Origin of the sequence: Candidatus Protochlamydia naegleriophila (genome assembly GCF_001499655.1) — a bacterium.
Lineage (GTDB): Bacteria > Chlamydiota > Chlamydiia > Chlamydiales > Parachlamydiaceae > Protochlamydia > Protochlamydia naegleriophila.
The window spans coordinates 380,839-398,876 of record NZ_LN879502.1 but is presented as its reverse complement, the minus strand read 5'-3'; the positions used below and the strand labels follow the sequence as shown (position 1 = coordinate 398,876).

The following is an 18,038-nucleotide window of genomic DNA, read 5'->3' as shown; positions in this document are numbered from 1 at the left end:
AATTCGGGTTCATTAAGTATAAACATCTGCACAATTATATACAAAACATCTCAAAGGAATTGCCTAGACATTGCCTCGTGAGATCGCTTGCACCTTGGCCGTGCTTGCTAAACTTCATCTTTTTGGCATCTTGATCAGTTTATCGACCCTAGGCAGGTATATGCGCTCAAAAATTTGTGGCTTTTCCAAGAAAGCACGTTTGAAAGAAGCCTATTGCTCAAGAACAAGTCCTGGCGGTAACTGCTCTCCAAATAATTGATCTTGCTCTCCTTGGGTCAAAGCGCGCGTTTCCAAAAGGCGACCTTTTAAATCCTCCTCTGGATACTTTGCAATTAATTGATTGATAAGCGAATCTGAGAGATTCAATTCGCGATGGTCCGTATGGCGAGCAAGCTGCTCTAACACAAATAGATGTTGGACCGGATCCGTAACAGGTAATTTAAGCAATTGCTCTACCCATTTTCCGCAAACATCTTTGGGAACGACTTGACCCACAGAGCCATATACTAAATGCCGTGCACCAATGCGTGCAAGGGCCCAGTAATCGTAGGCTTCAGCCTCTCCTTGAGCCACGCGCGCAATCAAGGCATTGCCCATGCGAATTTTGAGCGGCAACTCAAGACGCTCGAAAGCGGCTAAAGCGCGAATTTTCTCAGAGTAGACATAGAGGTCGCTTTTTCTTTTTAAATTCAAAAGGCCGCTCCTCTTATCAAATAATGCCGTCATCAATTCGCTTGCCAACTGCATCTGCTGCCCTTTGTTCAAGCCTCCCGCTACGCGCCGAAAGCAAATCCAATTTTGAATTTGACAATCCAAGGACTTAGGACTTTTCAGATCGCTTAAAATGATCTTCCACAGCTCTTTTATGCGAAAATCGTCAAGGGGAAATCCAAAGCCCGGACGCAAGCAAAAACCGACCAAATTCCACCATCTCGATTCATGCTCCTGGGAAATCTTGCGTTGCGCCGAAGCTTTGAGCAGAGGATCCCACAGTCCCCTTAAAACGCTAAGAGACCACTCTTTTCTTGGCAATCCCAGCTGATCTTCCAGTTTTTCCATGATTTGATTAGGTTTAATCAGTGAAGAGCCTTGATAGAGCTCTTCTAATAGCTGCTTAGCCCCCTGTAAATAGCTTGCATCGAAGGTTTCATCTTGCCGCTTCCCCTCTGCCGTCATCAAGCTGTGATCCTGCCCCGTAGCAGAGCGCAGCTGGAACTCAAGATTCCAACGATGCTCTGTTTTTTGGGAATCCAGCCAAAGCTCCAGAGTCCCTATGGCTGTCAAACGCACGCTAAGGCGAACGGGAATTTGCCCTTCTTGCTCTCCTTGCTTGCGCCCAAAGCGCAAGACAGTTTGAATGGGAGGAAGCCGTTGCATCTCTTGCTCATCGATCTCGACCATCTCCCCTTTCTTGTCATTCAAACGCACGTGGGAGGTTAATAGATGAAAAGCGACAGGCGTATTTGAGCGCAAAGAGAATACCTGCTCCGGCTGAAAAAGGCATCCCTCCTCCGAACCTCTTGGCAAGATGGTCAAGGCCTTTCTCGCGAGCTGTCCAGATGAGTCTTTAATGTCTAGTTCAATATAATAAGTGCGCGGCAGGCCGCCGCCAATAGAGACTCCTTGACCCCTACGAACTCTTCCATAGTAAGCCGCACCCCTTGCAACGGCTAAATCCAAACTTGCCGATGTCAAAAGAGAAGGAGCTGCAGAAAACCAGCTGCCTAAAGCGTCAATGATCACTTGTTGAAAAAGGCTGGGCTTCATGGTTCCGCCGTTGAAGAGAAGATGATGAATTCTTTTGCCCGATTCGAGATAACCAGCCTGCTTTAGAAAATGAGCGAGGTGTTTAATGATCGATGGCTCATCTTCATAAGGAAGCCCAACCGTTCGAAAGCCTCGGCTCTTTTTGAGATTTAAAGCCTCTTGCAATTGATAGGAGCCAAAAAAACCATTCGAGAGAAGCTGCTCTAATTCTTGCTTCTGAATCGACGTCGTCATGCTTCCTTTAATGACAGAAGAACCGCTCCCTTGAAGAACAACCGTATAAGAATCGCCCGTCTTTGCATCCGGCCGCAGCAGCTCTTCTTTTGCTTGGCGCGCTTCTGCGAGCAATTGAAGCCATTGGGTTGATTCAAGAGGCGCTCCCCCTTCTTTTTGCAGCTTATGCTCCAAAAGGTGGGCAATCGCAGCATCCATATTGTCACCCCCCAGCAACAAATGGTCGCCCACAGCCATGCGTTGAAAAGAGAGCTGCCCTTCTTTTTCTTGAATTTCGATCAAGCTAAAATCTGTTGTTCCCCCTCCAATATCGCAAACTAAAATGCTCTCGCCAGTCTCAAAAATCTCTTTCCAGTTTTTTTCATGCTGGGAGATCCAACTATAAAAAGCCGCTTGAGGCTCTTCCAGAAGAGTCACATGCAACAAGCCTGCTTGACGAGCCGCCTCAACCGTCAACGTGCGAGCAACTTCATCAAAAGAGGCTGGTACAGTTAAAATGATTTCCTGTTCTTCAAATTCGGCAGAAGGGTTATCTTTAGCAATCGATGCATTCCAGGCCTCTTTCAGGTGGATAATGTACTTGGCAGACGCCTCAACAGGGCTCAATCGCTGGGACCAGTCGGCCGCATCAACGGGAAGAATCTTATCGCGGCGGTCGGCCGCCACATTGCAAAGCCAGCTTTTCGCTGACTGGACAAGGCGCGTCGGCACGCGGGCTCCTTGAACCTTAGCAAACTGTCCTACAACGGTTTGCTTTTCTTCCTTCCAAGGCAGGCGAAGAGCTCCCGGCTGCCATTCATGCGCAGCCAGCAAGTAGCAAAAAGAGGGAAGGGTTGCTAAAGATTCCACTTTACCCGGCACTGCTAGCTGGGGAATAGAAAAAAGTTGAATTGATGCATGCTTTTTCTCAGTATCAACATACGCAACGGCACTATTCGTTGTCCCCAAATCTATTCCAATAATATAACGCATATGCCTCTGTCATCTAATGGATGCTAGCAAGTTTGAATGATAACGCTCAGGAATTTTCCTCTTCCAATCGCAGCCAATCAATTATTGCTTCACAACCGCAATTCAGTTTGTAAAAAATTTAGAAGAACAAATGGATCCCAATCCTCGCATAATAGCAAAAAACTTCAATGCAAACCATCAAAGAAATAGACGGCCCAGCTGAAGAAAGATTTTTCTTCAATCTGGACCGTTAATACTGCCTTTAAACTTGGATCTTCTCTCACGTTTTGGGATGAACCAGTTTACGACAATAAACTCTCTGCAGGAATATAGGGATAGCTCAAATCATGAGCCACAGATTCGTTAGTGACCTGACCATAGCATACATTTAGCCCGTGGCGGAGGCCCACATGGTCTAATAAAGCCTTTTTCCACCCCTTATTGGCAATCATCAACGCATATTCACCAGTGGCATTCGTCAAAGCTTGAGTTGACGTTCTTGCGCATGCACCAGGCATGTTTGTCACACAGTAATGAACAATTCCATCGACCGTATAAGTTGGATCGGCATGAGTGGTTGGCCGGGACGTTTCCATGCATCCACCTTGATCAATAGCCACGTCCACAATGACGGCACCAGGAGACATTTTCTGGATCATTTTCCTGGTCACAAGCCTTGGAGCTGTCTTACCAGGAATCAATACGGCTCCAATGACAAGATCCGCACGCGTAACTGCTTCTTCAATGGCTAAAGGAGAAGAATAAAGTGTTTTTAAAGCCGGTCCATATAATGCATCTAAATGGCGCAGGCGGGCGAGATCCCTATCCAAGATTGTCACATTGGCGCCAAGCCCGAGAGCCATGCGAGCAGCCTCTGTTCCAACAACTCCCCCTCCAATGACAACAACGTGGGCAGGGGCAACACCTGGAACGCCGCCTAATAGCATCCCGCGCCCGCCATGATTCAATTGCAAACTCGTTGCACCCACTTGAATGGCAATGCGACCCGCAATTTCACTCATGGGAACTAAAAGCGGTAGGCGCCCATGAATATCGCTCACAGTCTCATAGGCAATGGCCACAACTTTACTATTTATGAGCTGCTGCGTTTGCTCCGGATCGGGTGCCAAATGCAAATAACAAAAGAGAATCTGTCCTTCTTTAAGAAAAGAATATTCACTCGGTTGCGGCTCTTTTACTTTGATAATCATTTCACAGTCATAGATGTCCTCTGCCGTCCCGGCAATTTTTGCTCCAGCTGCTGTAAACATAGCATCAGTATAGCCAATCTTATCACCTGCATGCGTTTGCACAAAAACTTGATGGCCCGCATCAACTAATAAACGCACCATGCTGGGAGTTGCCCCAACGCGATATTCATGGTTTTTAATCTCTTTGGGAATACCAATAATCATAATGGCCTCGAAGGGTTTGAACAGATAAAGGAGTCGAATTGATTAAATGTCACGCCAAGTCTAGCGTAGAAGAAAGATTTGTGACCACTATAAAAACAATCTTTTATTTGATACTTAAAACCGTAAAAGAAAGGATTTAAAAAACAAAAAAGAAGGAAGCGATGAGCTTGACGATCAAGAATCGATTGACAAATCTTGCTCTGTCAACCGACTCTAATTCATAAGAACGCCCAATCAGATTGCGCTCGCGCAACCTTATCGATGGCGGCTTTTTTGAATGCCTTTAGCAATCAAGGGCGCGATTCTCGTTGAAGCCAAAGTACGAGCTTCTGCAAAAAGAATTGAAGCTTGAGTAAAATCCGGATTATTGATGGCAGTTGGGACTAAATTATTGGCAGCCGAAGCTTGCAAAGAGGTATAGTCGCTTAAAAGCGCCTGAATTCTTTTTAGTTTTATCACTTTTGGATTGACCTGAGAAAAACCAATAGCCAATTGATTGGAAGCCCCAAGCCAGGCATTAAAATCAGCAATAACAACCGGATTAGTAGGGTCTAGCAATGCATTTAAATCATTTACATAGGTTTCTCCAGCATTGATATAATTGATCAAGAGCGCCTGCAGTTGGCCTGCAGCAAGGAAATCTTTGGGATAAACTGCTTGGGCAAGTAGAGCAGCATTCTGCCGCAAAAGAGCATCGTCACTTGCACTAAATGTGGGCGGAAGAGTCTCTAATACAGCAAATGTGTAGTCATGAAAATAAACTGTCTGATCGACAAACAAAATGGTGAGCTGCTCTTCAATCCGATTTTCATCGCGCGAACTAATATGATGATGTCTTTCTATTATTTCAGCATCAGCGACAGTGGCCTGTGAAAAAGATGGAATTGCTGCCGTAAACGCTAGCAGAAACCACTTTTGCAAGAACTGGCATTTATAAACATTCATAGCAATCTCCTAATCCATATTAAAATTATTTATGAAGAACATCGAATACAAGATCGGCTACTAAGAAAGTCAACGCTCTTGTTTGTTTATAGGCTTCATTGGAAGCCGCCGCATCGACCGGAGAAGTAGGGTCTGCGCACTGAGGAGCGGCAAAATCGATGTAGCTAATTTGCGAATTAGTCCATGCCAAGAATAAATCGCGAATTCTCTCAGACATACGCGGATTAGGGCTTCTAGAAATAAGGAAATCCGCTAACAACAGCCCCGCACTTTGCCACTGACTAATTAGCTCATTCCTATTATTGGGAGTAGTACAAAAACTTGTCGTTGAAGAAGCATAGCTAAAACCTGCAGCAGTAAAATTAACTAGTAATCCAGTAAACTCCACCCCATTCAAATTTTCAATCGCGCTAAGCAAGACTCCAATATCCAACGCATCGTTAATCAACAAATTTGAAGGAAAAGGGAAAGTAGTATTATAAAATGACAATAAAATGACGTCATGCAAATCGGCCTCTAACTTTTCGAAAGCGCCAATGACTTGATGTCTCCACTCGATTGTTTTACGCTTAGATAAAAAAGGATTCCTTTTAGCTTCGAATCCGCCTTCTAAATCTTCCTGGTGAATTAAAGGCTCATCTACAACAGCTTGCGTTGTAAATGGAACAAACATGAGGCCAACTAAGAGCCCTTTCGTGATATATTTCATCATCTTCAAACTCCTCCTTTGTGAGTTTTTTAAAAATAATTTTTAATAACTTATATAACAAGCGATTTCTCTATTTTCAAGGGTTGAAACTTGAATTTACATGGCTGTAACAGAGAGAGGTATAAAAGCTTTTTTATATAAAAGAAGGATAGCAAGATGAAGTTACCCGAAGCCATTAAATGACTTCGGGAAATTAATGCTTATACCAATGCAACTTCCGGATTCGCATCGTGAGCGAACTCCAAAGAGAGAAGCTTGGAAACGCCCTTCTCTTCCATCGACACGCCAAATAAAACGTCTCCAATTGCCATCGTACGCTTATTGTGGGTGATGATTAAGAATTGACAACGGTCTGCAAAGTATTTCACGACATTGACAAAGCGCTCAACGTTAGAGTCATCGAGAGGCGCATCAATTTCATCCAAAATGCAAAACGGTGCCGGCTTGACTTCAAAAATGGCAAACAGGAGGGCGACTGCCGTCAAGCACTTTTCCCCACCCGACAACAAACTAATAGAGCGCATTTGTTTACCTGGCGGCTTCGCGCTAATTTCTATGCCAGCCTCCAGGATATTATCTGTCTCAGTGAACTGCAGATCGGCCTCGCCGCCATTGAATAAAATTTGAAAATTCTTCTTAAAATTGCTGCGAATGGCTTCAAAGGTCTCTTTAAACAGTTTGCGGCTCTCTCCATCAAGCTGATCAATAATTTGGAGCAACTCTTCTTTGGACTGCTGCATGTCTTCAACTTGCTGATGAAGGAATCCAAAGCGAAGCTTATGCCTTTCCAAGTCTTCAATCGCGCTCAAATTGACATCTCCCGCTGCTTGCAGGACTTGCTTGACCAAGCGAATATTCTTATCTGTCTGCTCAAGCGTTTTATCTATTGGAAGATCCAACGCTACAAGAGCCGGAACTGTCAAATCGTAGCGTTCTCGTAACTCGCCAATTAAAGCTTGAGCCGCTGAATGCAGCTGGGCTTCTAGAATCTTAAACTGGGTTAATTCCGCCTCGACTTTTTTTACCTGGCTGTGCTGAGCCAGAGTTTTCTTCTCAAGCTCTTCTAAAGACTTTTTCAGCTGTTCATGCTCCAACTCTTGCTGGCTATAGCCTTCTCCGGACGATTCAAGCCGCTCTTCAATAGATTCTAAAAGATGGTGGTTTTGAACACCTTTTTGTTTCAAGCGTCCCTGTAGCTCGCCTGCATCAATAAGCTCATCTGTCAAACGCTGAACCTGGTTGTCATGATCTTGTTCTTTTGCCTCGAGCAAGCTATGCTGATGAAGCAGCTGCTGTTTGCTTTCCGAAAGCAGTCGGTATTGCTCCCCTTTCTCTTTATGGTCCTGAAGCTGAATACGGAGAGCCCCCTCCTGCTTGTCCAATTCAATTTGCAAGATGGCTAACTGTTCCTGTTGCTGAACAAGCTCCTGTCTAAGTACAAAGTGCTTGTCTTGAAGTTGTTTGAGAACACTTTTTTGCTGTTCAATGTGTTTTTCTAAGGCTCCAGCGTCCTGTTCGATTTGTCCCTGTTCTAATTTAAATTTTTCTTGATCGCCCAAAGCACGCTGCAAGCCAAAATTGACTTCGACGAGCTTCATTTCATCCCGCCTTAAAAGTTTATCCAATTCTGCTCGTTCTAGCTGCAGCTGCACCTTGCGTTGCTGCAGATGTACAAGCTTTTGCTCGAGGACTGCGACTTGTTCCTCTTTCTCGGCCACCTCTTCTTCCAAGGCCTTCAATTCAGACTCTCTTAAGAAAACCTGATTTTCGTTTGGCTTTACCTTAAAAAAGACGCTCTGATGATCGATAAATGCCTTATCCAAAGACCAGCCCTCATTTCCGGCTTGCAAATGGTTCAAAGCATCTTGATGGGATTTAAAGGTTTTAACATTCTTAAGAAAATGCGCAGTTAATGGATTGAAGGCAACCTTTGAGAGCACATCATCGGTCTTATCTTGAATGGCATGCCATTTTTGAATCGTTTCTAAACAAATTAAGGAATAATCCTGCAGCTGTTCCTTTTCGGCAAACTGAATGACCTCTACCAAAATAGCTTGTGTTTCAACGACCAAAGTTTGGGCATACGCTCTTAAAATCACTGCAATGGCTTCAGCAGCTTCCGGTTCGGGTGCTAAAAACTCATACAATGGGCGTAGTTTTTTGAAAAATGGACTATGTTCATTTTGAGTCTCCTGCAACAGTCTCTTACTTCCAGAAGAAAAGCCTTCATGATCCTCTCTCATGCGTATTAAGACTTTTTGCCTTGCCTTGCATTCAAGCAGCTTTCTTCGAAAACCTTCTAAATCTTTTTGCTTGGACTCCTGCTCTACAACCATGCGTTTGATCTCGTCCTCAAATTGGTCCAGGCGATCTTTATGCGCATCTACCAATCCGGAAACTTGTTGAAGCTGTTTCTTCTTTTCTTGAATCGTCAAAGAAATTTGCTTCATTTCCTCTAAGATCTGATCTTGCCGTACTTTAAGCTGCTTTTTCCTCTCTTCCTGATTTTCCAAGCGCACTTCAGCTTGCTTCATCTCGCTCACAAACTGACTTTCTTGCTGCAAGCATTTGACGTGGCTGCTGTGCTTGGCTTGCAAGTCTTGGCGTAAATGCACGACCTCTTTTTCTTTAAACTTAACTTTATCCTGTTGATGAGTAAGCTTAGATTCAATTTCCTGAAATTCTGCTTCGAGCTTTTTCTGCTGCGTCTGTATGTCTTGCAACGTTTTAACACGGCTTTGCTTAGCTAAAGCCAGCTCTTCTAACTCACGCTTAATCTTTCTCTCTTTTTGCTGGATTTCTTCCAAACGCTGCTGTGTCGATTGATTCTCCTGCACGAGTAATTCTTTTTCATTGCGAATCTTAAATAGCTCTTCTTGCTTAATCTTCAGCGTTTTTTCACTGGTTTGAATGACTTGCTTAATCTCTTGCGATTCGCCCTGCCTTAAAGACAGCATGTGCTGCTGAGTGTCTAGCAATTCCTGTTGCTGACGCTGCTTGAAATCTGTGTCTTGCTTTTTTTGTTCAAGGCCATTCCAACGCAAAAGATAACTCGTTTTTTCTAACAACTCGAGCTGCGCTTTATTCTCTTTGAATTGCAAGGCTTTTTCAGCTTGCACCTGCAGAGTTTGGATCTGCTTTTCAACTTCTTGGTAGATGTCTTTGACTCTCGATAAGTTTAAATCCGATTGTTCAAGACGCTTCAAGGCTTCGCGCTTGCGCTGCAAAAAACGCAAAATTCCAGCTGCTTCTTCAAAAATATGGCGCCTTTCAACGGGAGAATAGCTGATCACTTGATCTAGCTTGCCTTGCTCAAATATCGAAAAGGCGTTTCGCCCCACCCCAGAATCCAAAAACAGGCTTTGAACGTCCTTTAGACGAACCAAATTGCCATTGATGAAGTATTCTGACTCCCCGCTTCGATGCAAGCGGCGCGTTAGAGTAATTTCATCGTATTCGATTGGCAAGGCTCCTTGCACATCGGTCAGGGTCAAAGAAACCTCTGCAAAATTGAGCGGTTTGCGATGCGTCGTGCCAGCAAAAATCACGTCAGGCATCTTGTGTCCACGCATAGACTTGGCTGATTGCTCGCCCAATACCCAACGGAAAGCATCCGCAATATTGGACTTGCCGCAACCATTTGGTCCAACAATGCACGTGATCCCATCGTCAAAATGCAAAACAGTTTTGTCGGCAAATGATTTAAATCCTATCGCAATGAGCTTCTTTAAACGCACAACAACCTCCATCTATACAACTTGCGAAATAGCATACAGAAGGAAGAATTCAGGCGCCAGCATCTTATTTGCCCCTTGACCTTACCATTTACCAGCAACATCTGATAATTTTTTTGGCTAACAAATAAGGATAAGCTAAAAGACTAATTGCACTTCAAATCTGAGATTTCTTTTATAAGTTAAAACGTTCTTTCTTCCTCTTTTAGGAAGAGCCCGATTGTTCAAAGCTGCAAAAGAGACCTCTCGAGATATTTTCTTTGATTTCTTTACAGTTTGACGAGATCCTCTCAAGTTCTTAATTTGCTTTTCTTTAAGAAAGATCTTTTTTATACTCTTTTTATCACCGAATTTTAATGCGCAGAGCACTTCGCGTCTCATTTGGCCATGCTTAAGATCATAGCAGGTTCAGCCTGCCAAAAAGCCTGGCCCTTCTCAATGTTAGCGCCTATGGCAAAAAAGTAAATTTTAAAAGGACTTGTTATGATTGATATCCGTTTAATTCGCAAGGATCGTGCGACAGTCGAAGCCAAACTAAAAACCAAGGATCCGCAAATCGACCTCTCCAATATTTGTGATTTGGATCAACGCATTCGTGAAGGTAAGACTCAAGTTGAACAACTCAAAGCCAAACGCAATGACATTTCTCAGAAGATCGGAGAAATGAAACGGTCGGGACAAGACACGTCCGAACTCATGAATCAAGTCGCAAGCTTCGCAGACGAAATCCATTCCTTGGATCATCAAACCAAAGAATGGGAAGAACAATTCCTGCAGGAATTGTCCCGTTTGCCTAACCTTCCCATGGACGACATTAAAATTTCTGAAGATCCGAAAGAAAACGTTGTGATCAAAGAAGTTGGCCAAAAGCCCTCTTTTGATTTCCCCTTTAAAAACCACGTCGAATTAAACGAAAAGCTCAATCTCTTTGACTTCAAGCGCGGGGCAAAAATTTCGGGAACAGGCTGGCCAGTCTACCGAGGAATGGGTGCTCGCCTAGAATGGGCGCTGTTGCAGTACATGATTGAGACGCATATCAAGAATGGCTTCATGCAATGGATGCCTCCTCTCTTGGTTCGCCGCGACATCATGTTTGGCTCAGGCCAATTGCCAAAATTTGATAATCAGCAGTTTAAGATTCAAGACGAAGACTACCATCTCTATCTAATCCCAACGGCTGAAGTCCCCCTAAACGGATTGCATATCGATGAAATTATTCCTCAAGAAGAGCTGACCTTGAAATATATGGCCTATACTCCTTGTTTCCGTCGCGAAGCAGGAGCGGCTGGTTCTCAAGAAAGAGGCTTGATCCGCATGCACCAGTTTAATAAAGTCGAAATGTTCTGCTTCTCTAAGCCGGAGGAGAGCAATCAGGTATTCGATCAGATGATGGAGAGTGCAGAAGAAATCCTGCAAGGATTAGAGCTTCACTATCGCAATGCTCTTCTTGTAACTGGAGACATGTCTTTTGCCGCTGCGCGTACTGTCGATATCGAGGTCTGGCTGCCGGGACAAAACCGCTACTATGAAGTCTCCTCTGTATCCAATTGCACAGACTACCAAGCTCGCCGCTCTAATATCCGCTTCAGACGCGAAGATGGAAAACTGGATTTTGTTCACACCCTAAACGGTTCAGGATTGGCAACTTCTCGCCTCATGGTGGCATTACTGGAGAACAATCAACAACCAGACGGATCGGTACGCATTCCTTCTGTCCTTCAACGCTATTTGAATGGCCAAACGACTTTAATACCATCCTGACCTGGCTCAAGTGTGCCCAGGGCTTTTTTGATTATCAAAAAAGCCCTTTCTCCTTCTCTCTCACTAAGAAAACTTCTCTTAAGATCATTACCTTAAAACACTTAAACAATCCTCCTCCAATTGCTTGCAAAAAAGGCAGTCGATTATTTATAAGCAGTGCAGCTTTAAGAAACGCACCCGTGATCCCCTCTCAACAGAGTTATTGCAAAGCAAGCTTCTCTTCTACTTTACCTCGATTCTACTTTACATCGTTTTTCAAGGCTTCTTCCAATAAAAATAAGATCCACACTGTATCTTCAGCGGGATATCTAATCGGCCATGTATTTATAAACAGCTCACTATCAACAACCTGAAATAATATAAATTCCTCAAAAAAAAACCTTTGACAGATAATTAAAAGATAAATGATAGTGACGTCGAATTACGCAGAGTTTTGTTTACAGGTTTGCAGTGATACATTTGTTGGCGCCTTCAATTGACTTCCAGGCACATATTGGGCCGGGGAGCAAAAAGAAAAGCCAACAGTGATTAGATCGAAAAATAGTAATTTAGGGCTAATCACAATAAGCTGTCGCTTGTCTGACAAGCGTCTGGCAAAACAAAGCCAAAGTGTGGAAATTAAGGTAAACTTAAACGTTAACAAGGAAAAAATATGCGAAAGTGGATAACCTTCTTAATGACGTTATTGGTGGGATCTTCTATATCTTACGCCAACGCCGACTCAGCACAAGTAACACTAGAAGCTGGCTACCGTCATGACAACATCAACTGGAAACACAAAGTTCCAAGTTGCGATCCTATCTTCAAGAGAACAACAAAGTTTGAAGACATTGATATCTTCCAAGTCGGTTTGAAAGGCAGATCAATGCTCGGCTGCAACTTCTACGTACGTGGAGCAGCTAGCTTCGGTTGGATTTTAGACGGTGATTTCAAGCAGAGCGTCTCTACATTCTTCAGACCTTCTTTCTCTGATTTCGGTAGCCTTTCTCAAGACTTTGAGTTTTCTGCACATCATAGAGAAGTTATTGATGACAAATATGTTTACGATCTAAACATTGCTGTTGGCTATCCTTTCTATTTCTGCGATTGCACTTTAGCTGTATCGCCTGTAATTGGTTATGCGGTTGATGCTCAGCATCTATGCGTTGAACATGAAGGCTTCAATTTTGGTTCTTTCTCTGATGGTTTCTTCCCAGAGTCTGGAAGCGATTGCTGCTGCCATAAGTTTACAAACCGTTGGTATGGTCCTTTCATCGGCGTTGATTTCACATACCGTCCATGTGGCGAATGCTGGAACCTCTATGCTGAATTAGAGTACCACTATGCTCGCTTCAAAGCTAGATTTGATCATGATGATTTCAGCTTATTCGGCGACAACCACAGCCATCGTTCACGCCATGCACATGGCTGGGTATTTGGCTTAGGTGCTGACTACGATTTATCTTGCGACTGGACACTTGGTCTTTCTGTGAAATTCCAAGACTGGAAAGCTCACAGAAATCACCGCAACCACTGTGGCGACAGCCTCAGCAGCAGCGGCTTCTTTGGTTCTAGCAACTTTGGAAGAGAGAAAAACGAGCACAAGTGGCATTCATATGCTATCAACTTGACACTCGGCAAACATTTCTAGTCTACCATCGTCAAGACTGACGAGTTGATAATCGTCTAGGAAAGCTCTCGAGCCTTCCTAGGCGCTTTGTCGTTTCTGCGTTTTATCCGACATTTCATTACTACCCTTTTTCTATCCAACCGCTCTTCTAGATAAATGCATGACTACACCTGTTCAACTAACGCTAAAGCAGTTTCTTCTCGAATCTTCTCCTATTTTAGATGTCCGCAGTCCGCTAGAATATGAACAGGGTCATATTCCTGGATCACATTCTTTCCCCTTATTTTCTGATGAAGAACGGGCGCGTGTTGGCACGATCTATAAAAAACAGAGTAGGCAAGAAGCCATTGAATGGGGTTTGAATTTAGCGCAAGCTAAGATCGATCACTGGATGGATCATGCAGATCAACTCCTAACAGAGCGCCAAGTTCGGGTGCTTTGCTGGAGAGGTGGCATGCGCAGCGGCTTTCTGGCTCATTTATTGGCTCAATGCAGATATCAGGCCGCCACTCTTCAAGGCGGTTACAAAACTTTCAGACGAAACATCTTGCACTCATTAAATCAATTGCCTGCTATCCCACTCATCGTTCTTGGAGGATTAACAGGCAGCGGCAAAACCGCCATCTTACAAGCCCTTAGAAAAATGGGCGAGCAAGTCATTGATTTAGAATCTCTTGCGAATCACAGAGGCAGCTCCTTTGGCGGTATTGGGCTATCCAAGCAACCTTCGCAAGAGCAATTTGAAAACAGACTCGCTATTGACTTGGAATGCTTAAATCATGCACGTCCCATTTGGATAGAAGACGAGGGACGCTTAATCGGCCACTGCCATATCCCCACTCGGCTTTATCAATACATGCAACAAGCTCCCCTTTTCTTTCTTGAATGCTCAGAAGAAGAGCGCTTAAGGCAATTAATGCAGCTCTATGGCCGCGCAACTGAAGAAGAGCTCAAGCTTGCAACCGAACGCATTACCAAACGATTAGGAAGCCAGCTCACCAAAGAGATTTTAGCTGCCTTTTCAGCTGGAGAGCGACATTACGCTTTCAAAAAACTTTTAAGCTATTATGACAGAGCATACCGCCATCAGATACTTAAGCGCCCGCATGTCTATTCTTTAGAAAAAAGTGGGCAATCAGCTATAGAACAAGCCATAACATTAAGCGCCATTGCAACCAAAAAGGTAAATGAATGGAAGTCCAATCAATGCAACTTCTTCAAGATCTCTCCTCATTTTTAGATAAGAATCCGACAGCCTGGCATGCTGTAGATGATTGCGCCAGAAGGCTCAAGGATCAAGGATTTATAGCACTCAAAGAAGCAGAAAGCTGGTCTCTTAAAGCTGGTCAGCGCTACTACATTAAGCATCACCAATCTTCTATCTGTGCCTTCATTCTTCCAGCAAAGTCAACAAAACGCGTGCGCTTGCTAGCTTCTCACACTGATAGCCCAAGCTTTAAGCTTAAGCCTCAACCGGAAATACGGCGCCATCAAGCCATCTTATTCGGGATTGAAGTCTATGGGGCTCCCCTCTTAAGCTCATGGCTCAACCGCGATTTAGGTTTAGCAGGAAGGGTGGTCTATGCAACTAAAGATAAGCAACTGCAAGAAAGGCTCGTACGCCTGGAAAAATTTCCGCTTGTCATTCCGCAACTAGCCATTCATCTCGATCGAGAAGTCAATGAGAAGGGGTTATTATTAAATAAACAAGAGCATTTAAATGCTTTGCTAGCGCTTGAACAAGAGATTCCCGCTAAAAGCTCCTATTTGGAGATGCTCCTAAGAGATGAACTCGATTTCGAGCAGCTGCTCTCATTTGACCTATTGCTGTTTCCTATCGAAAAGGCCCGTTTCATCGGCTATAAACAACAACTTCTGTCTTCTTATAGAATTGACAGTTTAGCAAGCGTTCACGCTGCTCTCTCAGCCTTATTAGACGATCCTTCACCATTGGAAGAAGATATTAAAATGGTTATATTTTGGGATAATGAAGAAGTAGGCTCTCATACTGCCCAAGGGGCGGAATCCCCATTCTTTAATCAAACTCTTGAAAGGCTCCTGCTAGCCCTTGGGAAGTCAAGAGAAGATTACTTTAGAGTTCTCAGCCAGTCTCATTGCACATCGATCGACCTGGCACATGCTCTCCATCCAAATTATGCTGATAAACACGACGCACAACATCATCCCATACTGGGTAAAGGGGTTGTTGTCAAAACTAACGCTCAGCAACGCTATGCCTCAGATGCCTACTCAAGCCTACCCATTTACGTATTGGCATCCAAGCACCACATCCCTTTGCAAAAATTTGTCAGCCGCAATGATATGCCCTGCGGATCCACTATTGGACCCCTTCAAGCCTGTATTTCAGGCATTCCGACAGTTGACATTGGCTGCGGACAACTGTCGATGCATTCATGCCGCGAACTCATGGCCTGCCAAGATCACCTGCACCTATTTAATCTCTTAAAAGCTGTGTTACAAACGAATGAGTGGCCGCAAATCAATCGCAACCAAATCGAATGAATGCCCTCATAAAAAATCGTATGCTCTACGGGTTTTTTATCCGGCAAAATGACAAGAAAACAGGCGGTGCAATCTCAAAAAGATGGCTGAGCCGCCTGCCACTACCAGCTCGTATTTACACTTACGCTGGTTGAATATCTAACTGCTTAGTTGGATCAACGGGAGTAAAAACATCGGCAAAAATTTTAGCCGGATCAAGCATTGTTTTAAGGTTATGGCTCTCTCCAACATAGCTTAGAATCGTTTCCACTGCTTCAGCACGCTGCTCGGCTGGTAAAGCATCGAGCTGGGCATTAACCTGCTTGATCAAAGTCGCCACTAGCTGATCATGCGTCGATTGTTTTTGATCTGAGTTGGGGGCCGCAATCTTTCCAGTCAGGACATCGCGAAATTCTTGAGCCTCCATCCCCCAGTATTTGTCGGATTTAACTTTTCCAACTTCAACCGAATAAAGCAAACTCAAAGCAACACTTGCCAAAATCAGCTTGAGCATGGCTGCCATGCGCTCCTTCAATTCAGGGCTCATCTGATCAGCACCTGGCATCTTATTCACATACGTCACCATGACAAACGCAGGGTCCGCCACCATTTTGACGACATCTTTCGCAAAATTTTGCGCTGTTTCAACGTGATTGTCCCTTTCCCGCTCTTTAATGTTGCTGACTGCCTCTTCTAAGGCATTAAAGTAGATAGGAGCCGCCACCATTAAATTAATCATCGGAATAATATCTTGCACAATGAGCTGAGGAAAAACCGGCTGCAGCCGCTCCATTAACTCAACAGGCGCAACAAAAGGTGTACTAGTCATTCCCGTTGTAGATGTCGTTAACTCTGTTGCCCCGAGCGCCATTCCACCTCCAATGATCATGGCAGCTATAATGGGAATCGACACGACACGTGCCGCATCATCGGCATTTGAATTGGAAACGGTTGCGGAATCGCTTGAAGGGGCACTCGCATGCACACGCTCAAATGCCTGCAATCGCTCTAAGGCCGTCAAAAAATTATAAGGCGCCTCATTCGCAGTCGTCGGATTAGCGGCTGCAGCATTGGCAGAGGTTGGATCCTGCACCCCAGACACATTGCCCTGCTTTTGATCTCCATGCAAACGAATCTCTTGCAAATATTGGTAGTTGGGAGAATTAATCAGCGACTGAACCCATTCCTGAATCTCTCTGATATTCTTCAGCCAACCATTCAACATTTGATCGGCAATTTCTGACATCTTAATGTCGATGCTTCTCATAAAATCGGCAATCGGTTTGCTGCTGTTTTCCAGTGAAGCGATGATCAAAGCCAATGGAACTTCATTTTGTGCCGGTGATATTAATATGGGAAAATTTGGGGGAGGCGTCATCAAGGCGGCAACGGCTTTGCTTTTTTCGATCGAAGAAATACCTGCATCTACTTTCTTCTCTTCAACAACCTCTACGCTCGGAATGTAAGCCGCTCCTTGAATTGCTGCCTCTTGAGAATAACCGTGAATATTAGCATCTAAATCGGACATATAACTCCCCTTTTCTAGGTAGCTTGCTTATTAGAAGATTTGTAAACTTCAAATCAATCTCTCTAGACCATCCAATTTTTTAAGATCCTCTTAAACTTCAACTAAAAGTCATAAAGCTTAGAGCATTAATGAAACTGAACAAAAATTACCCCCAGAAATAATTAATTCAAGATTCTATTCTATAGTTTCAGTATAGCATAAATAAATTTATAAAACCACGTTGAATGATCAAAAAAACCTTAAGATTTTTCCATAAGAGGCTGGCTGTAAAGGAAGGATGACAAAGCGAATGAAAGGAGAGCGAAATATCTCAGCAGGCCGATTAAACCCGCTGAGAAAAAACAACAATTAAAAAGCGTACATGACCTGATTAAGCCCTGTAACAACAATGGCATTATCATAGGTATGTTCGTAAATTACTCCGGCTGGGACCAATTGCATCTTGTAGTGAGCATTAACAAATAAAACATGCCCATAGTAATCTACTGTCAATTGACACCCTTGATTGATTCCCTCAAAAACGGTAATCATGGAAAATTCGGCATAATTTGCCACATGGCAACGGGCACCATCGATATATGACCACCCTTCAGAGATCGGCACCACTACGAGATAAGAAGGATAGCTGTAAGACCAATAAGCAAGAGAAGCCGGCAAATCGGTTGGGCTAGTCGATCGATTGGCAATTTCTGTCGACAAGGCTTGAACAAGCCCATCCTTGACATCCAAACCCTGCGACTCCAATTTCTCATTAGACAGATTCAAATTCTCAAGCACGCTCATCTGAAGCAAAGATAATTCAATCGCCTGTACACGCGTCTGTACTAAAAAAAGACTCAATAAACAAAATAACCAAATCATTGCGCGCTTTTTCATAAAGACT

The 18,038-nt window shown here is 43.9% G+C and carries 11 protein-coding genes; 4 read left to right on the top strand and 7 right to left on the bottom strand.

The features are described from left to right. Positions 1-210: 210 nt before the first annotated feature. From PNK_RS01585 to smc, 5 genes are all read right to left on the bottom strand, one after another. Positions 211-2,973 (bottom strand): hsp70 family protein, encoded by a 2,763-nt coding sequence (locus tag PNK_RS01585; protein ID WP_059059888.1) that lies wholly within the window; start codon positions 2,971-2,973, stop codon positions 211-213. 281 nt (positions 2,974-3,254) lie between these two features. Further along, entirely contained in the window at positions 3,255-4,367 is a 1,113-nt protein-coding gene (ald, locus tag PNK_RS01580) for an alanine dehydrogenase (RefSeq protein WP_059059887.1), read from the bottom strand. 255 nt (positions 4,368-4,622) lie between these two features. Further along, positions 4,623-5,312: a hypothetical protein gene (locus PNK_RS01575; protein ID WP_059059886.1), complete on the bottom strand. Its 690-nt coding sequence runs from the start codon at positions 5,310-5,312 to the stop codon at positions 4,623-4,625. Positions 5,313-5,337: 25 nt separating this feature from the next. Further along, positions 5,338-6,024: a hypothetical protein gene (locus tag PNK_RS01570; protein ID WP_059059885.1), complete on the bottom strand. Its 687-nt coding sequence runs from the start codon at positions 6,022-6,024 to the stop codon at positions 5,338-5,340. Positions 6,025-6,221: 197 nt separating this feature from the next. Further along, positions 6,222-9,758 carry a chromosome segregation protein SMC gene (smc, locus tag PNK_RS01565; protein ID WP_158021663.1) on the bottom strand — a complete coding sequence of 1,179 codons (3,537 nt, stop codon included), beginning with the start codon at positions 9,756-9,758 and terminating at the stop codon, positions 6,222-6,224. Positions 9,759-10,238: 480 nt separating this feature from the next. Between smc and serS the strand changes: the two genes are divergently transcribed. The 4 genes from serS to PNK_RS01540 all read left to right on the top strand — a co-directional run bounded on the left by serS (position 10,239) and on the right by PNK_RS01540 (position 15,648). Next, the gene (gene serS / locus PNK_RS01555; RefSeq protein ID WP_059059881.1) at positions 10,239-11,516 is read left to right on the top strand and encodes a serine--tRNA ligase; all 1,278 of its coding nucleotides are present in this window, start codon (positions 10,239-10,241) and stop codon (positions 11,514-11,516) included. Between the two features lie 652 nt (positions 11,517-12,168). Further along, positions 12,169-13,146: an autotransporter outer membrane beta-barrel domain-containing protein gene (locus tag PNK_RS01550; protein WP_032124942.1), complete on the top strand. Its 978-nt coding sequence runs from the start codon at positions 12,169-12,171 to the stop codon at positions 13,144-13,146. Between the two features lie 139 nt (positions 13,147-13,285). Beyond that, entirely contained in the window at positions 13,286-14,365 is a 1,080-nt protein-coding gene (gene mnmH, locus PNK_RS01545) for a tRNA 2-selenouridine(34) synthase MnmH (protein WP_059059879.1), read from the top strand. After that, positions 14,317-15,648, top strand: coding sequence for a M18 family aminopeptidase (locus PNK_RS01540; protein WP_231909270.1), 1,332 nt, complete (start codon positions 14,317-14,319; stop codon positions 15,646-15,648). The genes mnmH and PNK_RS01540 overlap by 49 nt, the downstream gene beginning before the upstream one ends. 121 nt (positions 15,649-15,769) lie before the next feature. Here PNK_RS01540 and PNK_RS01535 read toward each other — a convergent pair whose 3' ends face one another. Together PNK_RS01535 and PNK_RS01530 are read right to left on the bottom strand one after the other, a co-directional pair. Continuing rightward, entirely contained in the window at positions 15,770-17,155 is a 1,386-nt protein-coding gene (locus PNK_RS01535; protein ID WP_059059877.1) for a hypothetical protein, read from the bottom strand. Positions 17,156-17,503: 348 nt separating this feature from the next. Continuing rightward, entirely contained in the window at positions 17,504-18,031 is a 528-nt protein-coding gene (locus tag PNK_RS01530) for a hypothetical protein (RefSeq protein ID WP_059059875.1), read from the bottom strand. Positions 18,032-18,038 lie beyond the last annotated feature (7 nt).

Excerpts from the sequence above, each read along its gene's own strand:
- PNK_RS01585 (WP_059059888.1), bottom strand. The coding sequence starts at position 2,973 with ATGCGTTATATTATTGGAATAGATTTGGGGACAACGAATAGTGCCGTT.
- ald (WP_059059887.1), bottom strand. The coding sequence starts at position 4,367 with ATGATTATTGGTATTCCCAAAGAGATTAAAAACCATGAATATCGCGTT.
- PNK_RS01575 (WP_059059886.1), bottom strand. The coding sequence starts at position 5,312 with ATGAATGTTTATAAATGCCAGTTCTTGCAAAAGTGGTTTCTGCTAGCG.
- PNK_RS01570 (WP_059059885.1), bottom strand. The coding sequence starts at position 6,024 with ATGATGAAATATATCACGAAAGGGCTCTTAGTTGGCCTCATGTTTGTT.
- serS (WP_059059881.1), top strand. The coding sequence starts at position 10,239 with ATGATTGATATCCGTTTAATTCGCAAGGATCGTGCGACAGTCGAAGCC.
- PNK_RS01550 (WP_032124942.1), top strand. The coding sequence starts at position 12,169 with ATGCGAAAGTGGATAACCTTCTTAATGACGTTATTGGTGGGATCTTCT.
- mnmH (WP_059059879.1), top strand. The coding sequence starts at position 13,286 with ATGACTACACCTGTTCAACTAACGCTAAAGCAGTTTCTTCTCGAATCT.
- PNK_RS01540 (WP_231909270.1), top strand. The coding sequence starts at position 14,317 with ATGGAAGTCCAATCAATGCAACTTCTTCAAGATCTCTCCTCATTTTTA.
- PNK_RS01535 (WP_059059877.1), bottom strand. The coding sequence starts at position 17,155 with ATGTCCGATTTAGATGCTAATATTCACGGTTATTCTCAAGAGGCAGCA.
- PNK_RS01530 (WP_059059875.1), bottom strand. The coding sequence starts at position 18,031 with ATGAAAAAGCGCGCAATGATTTGGTTATTTTGTTTATTGAGTCTTTTT.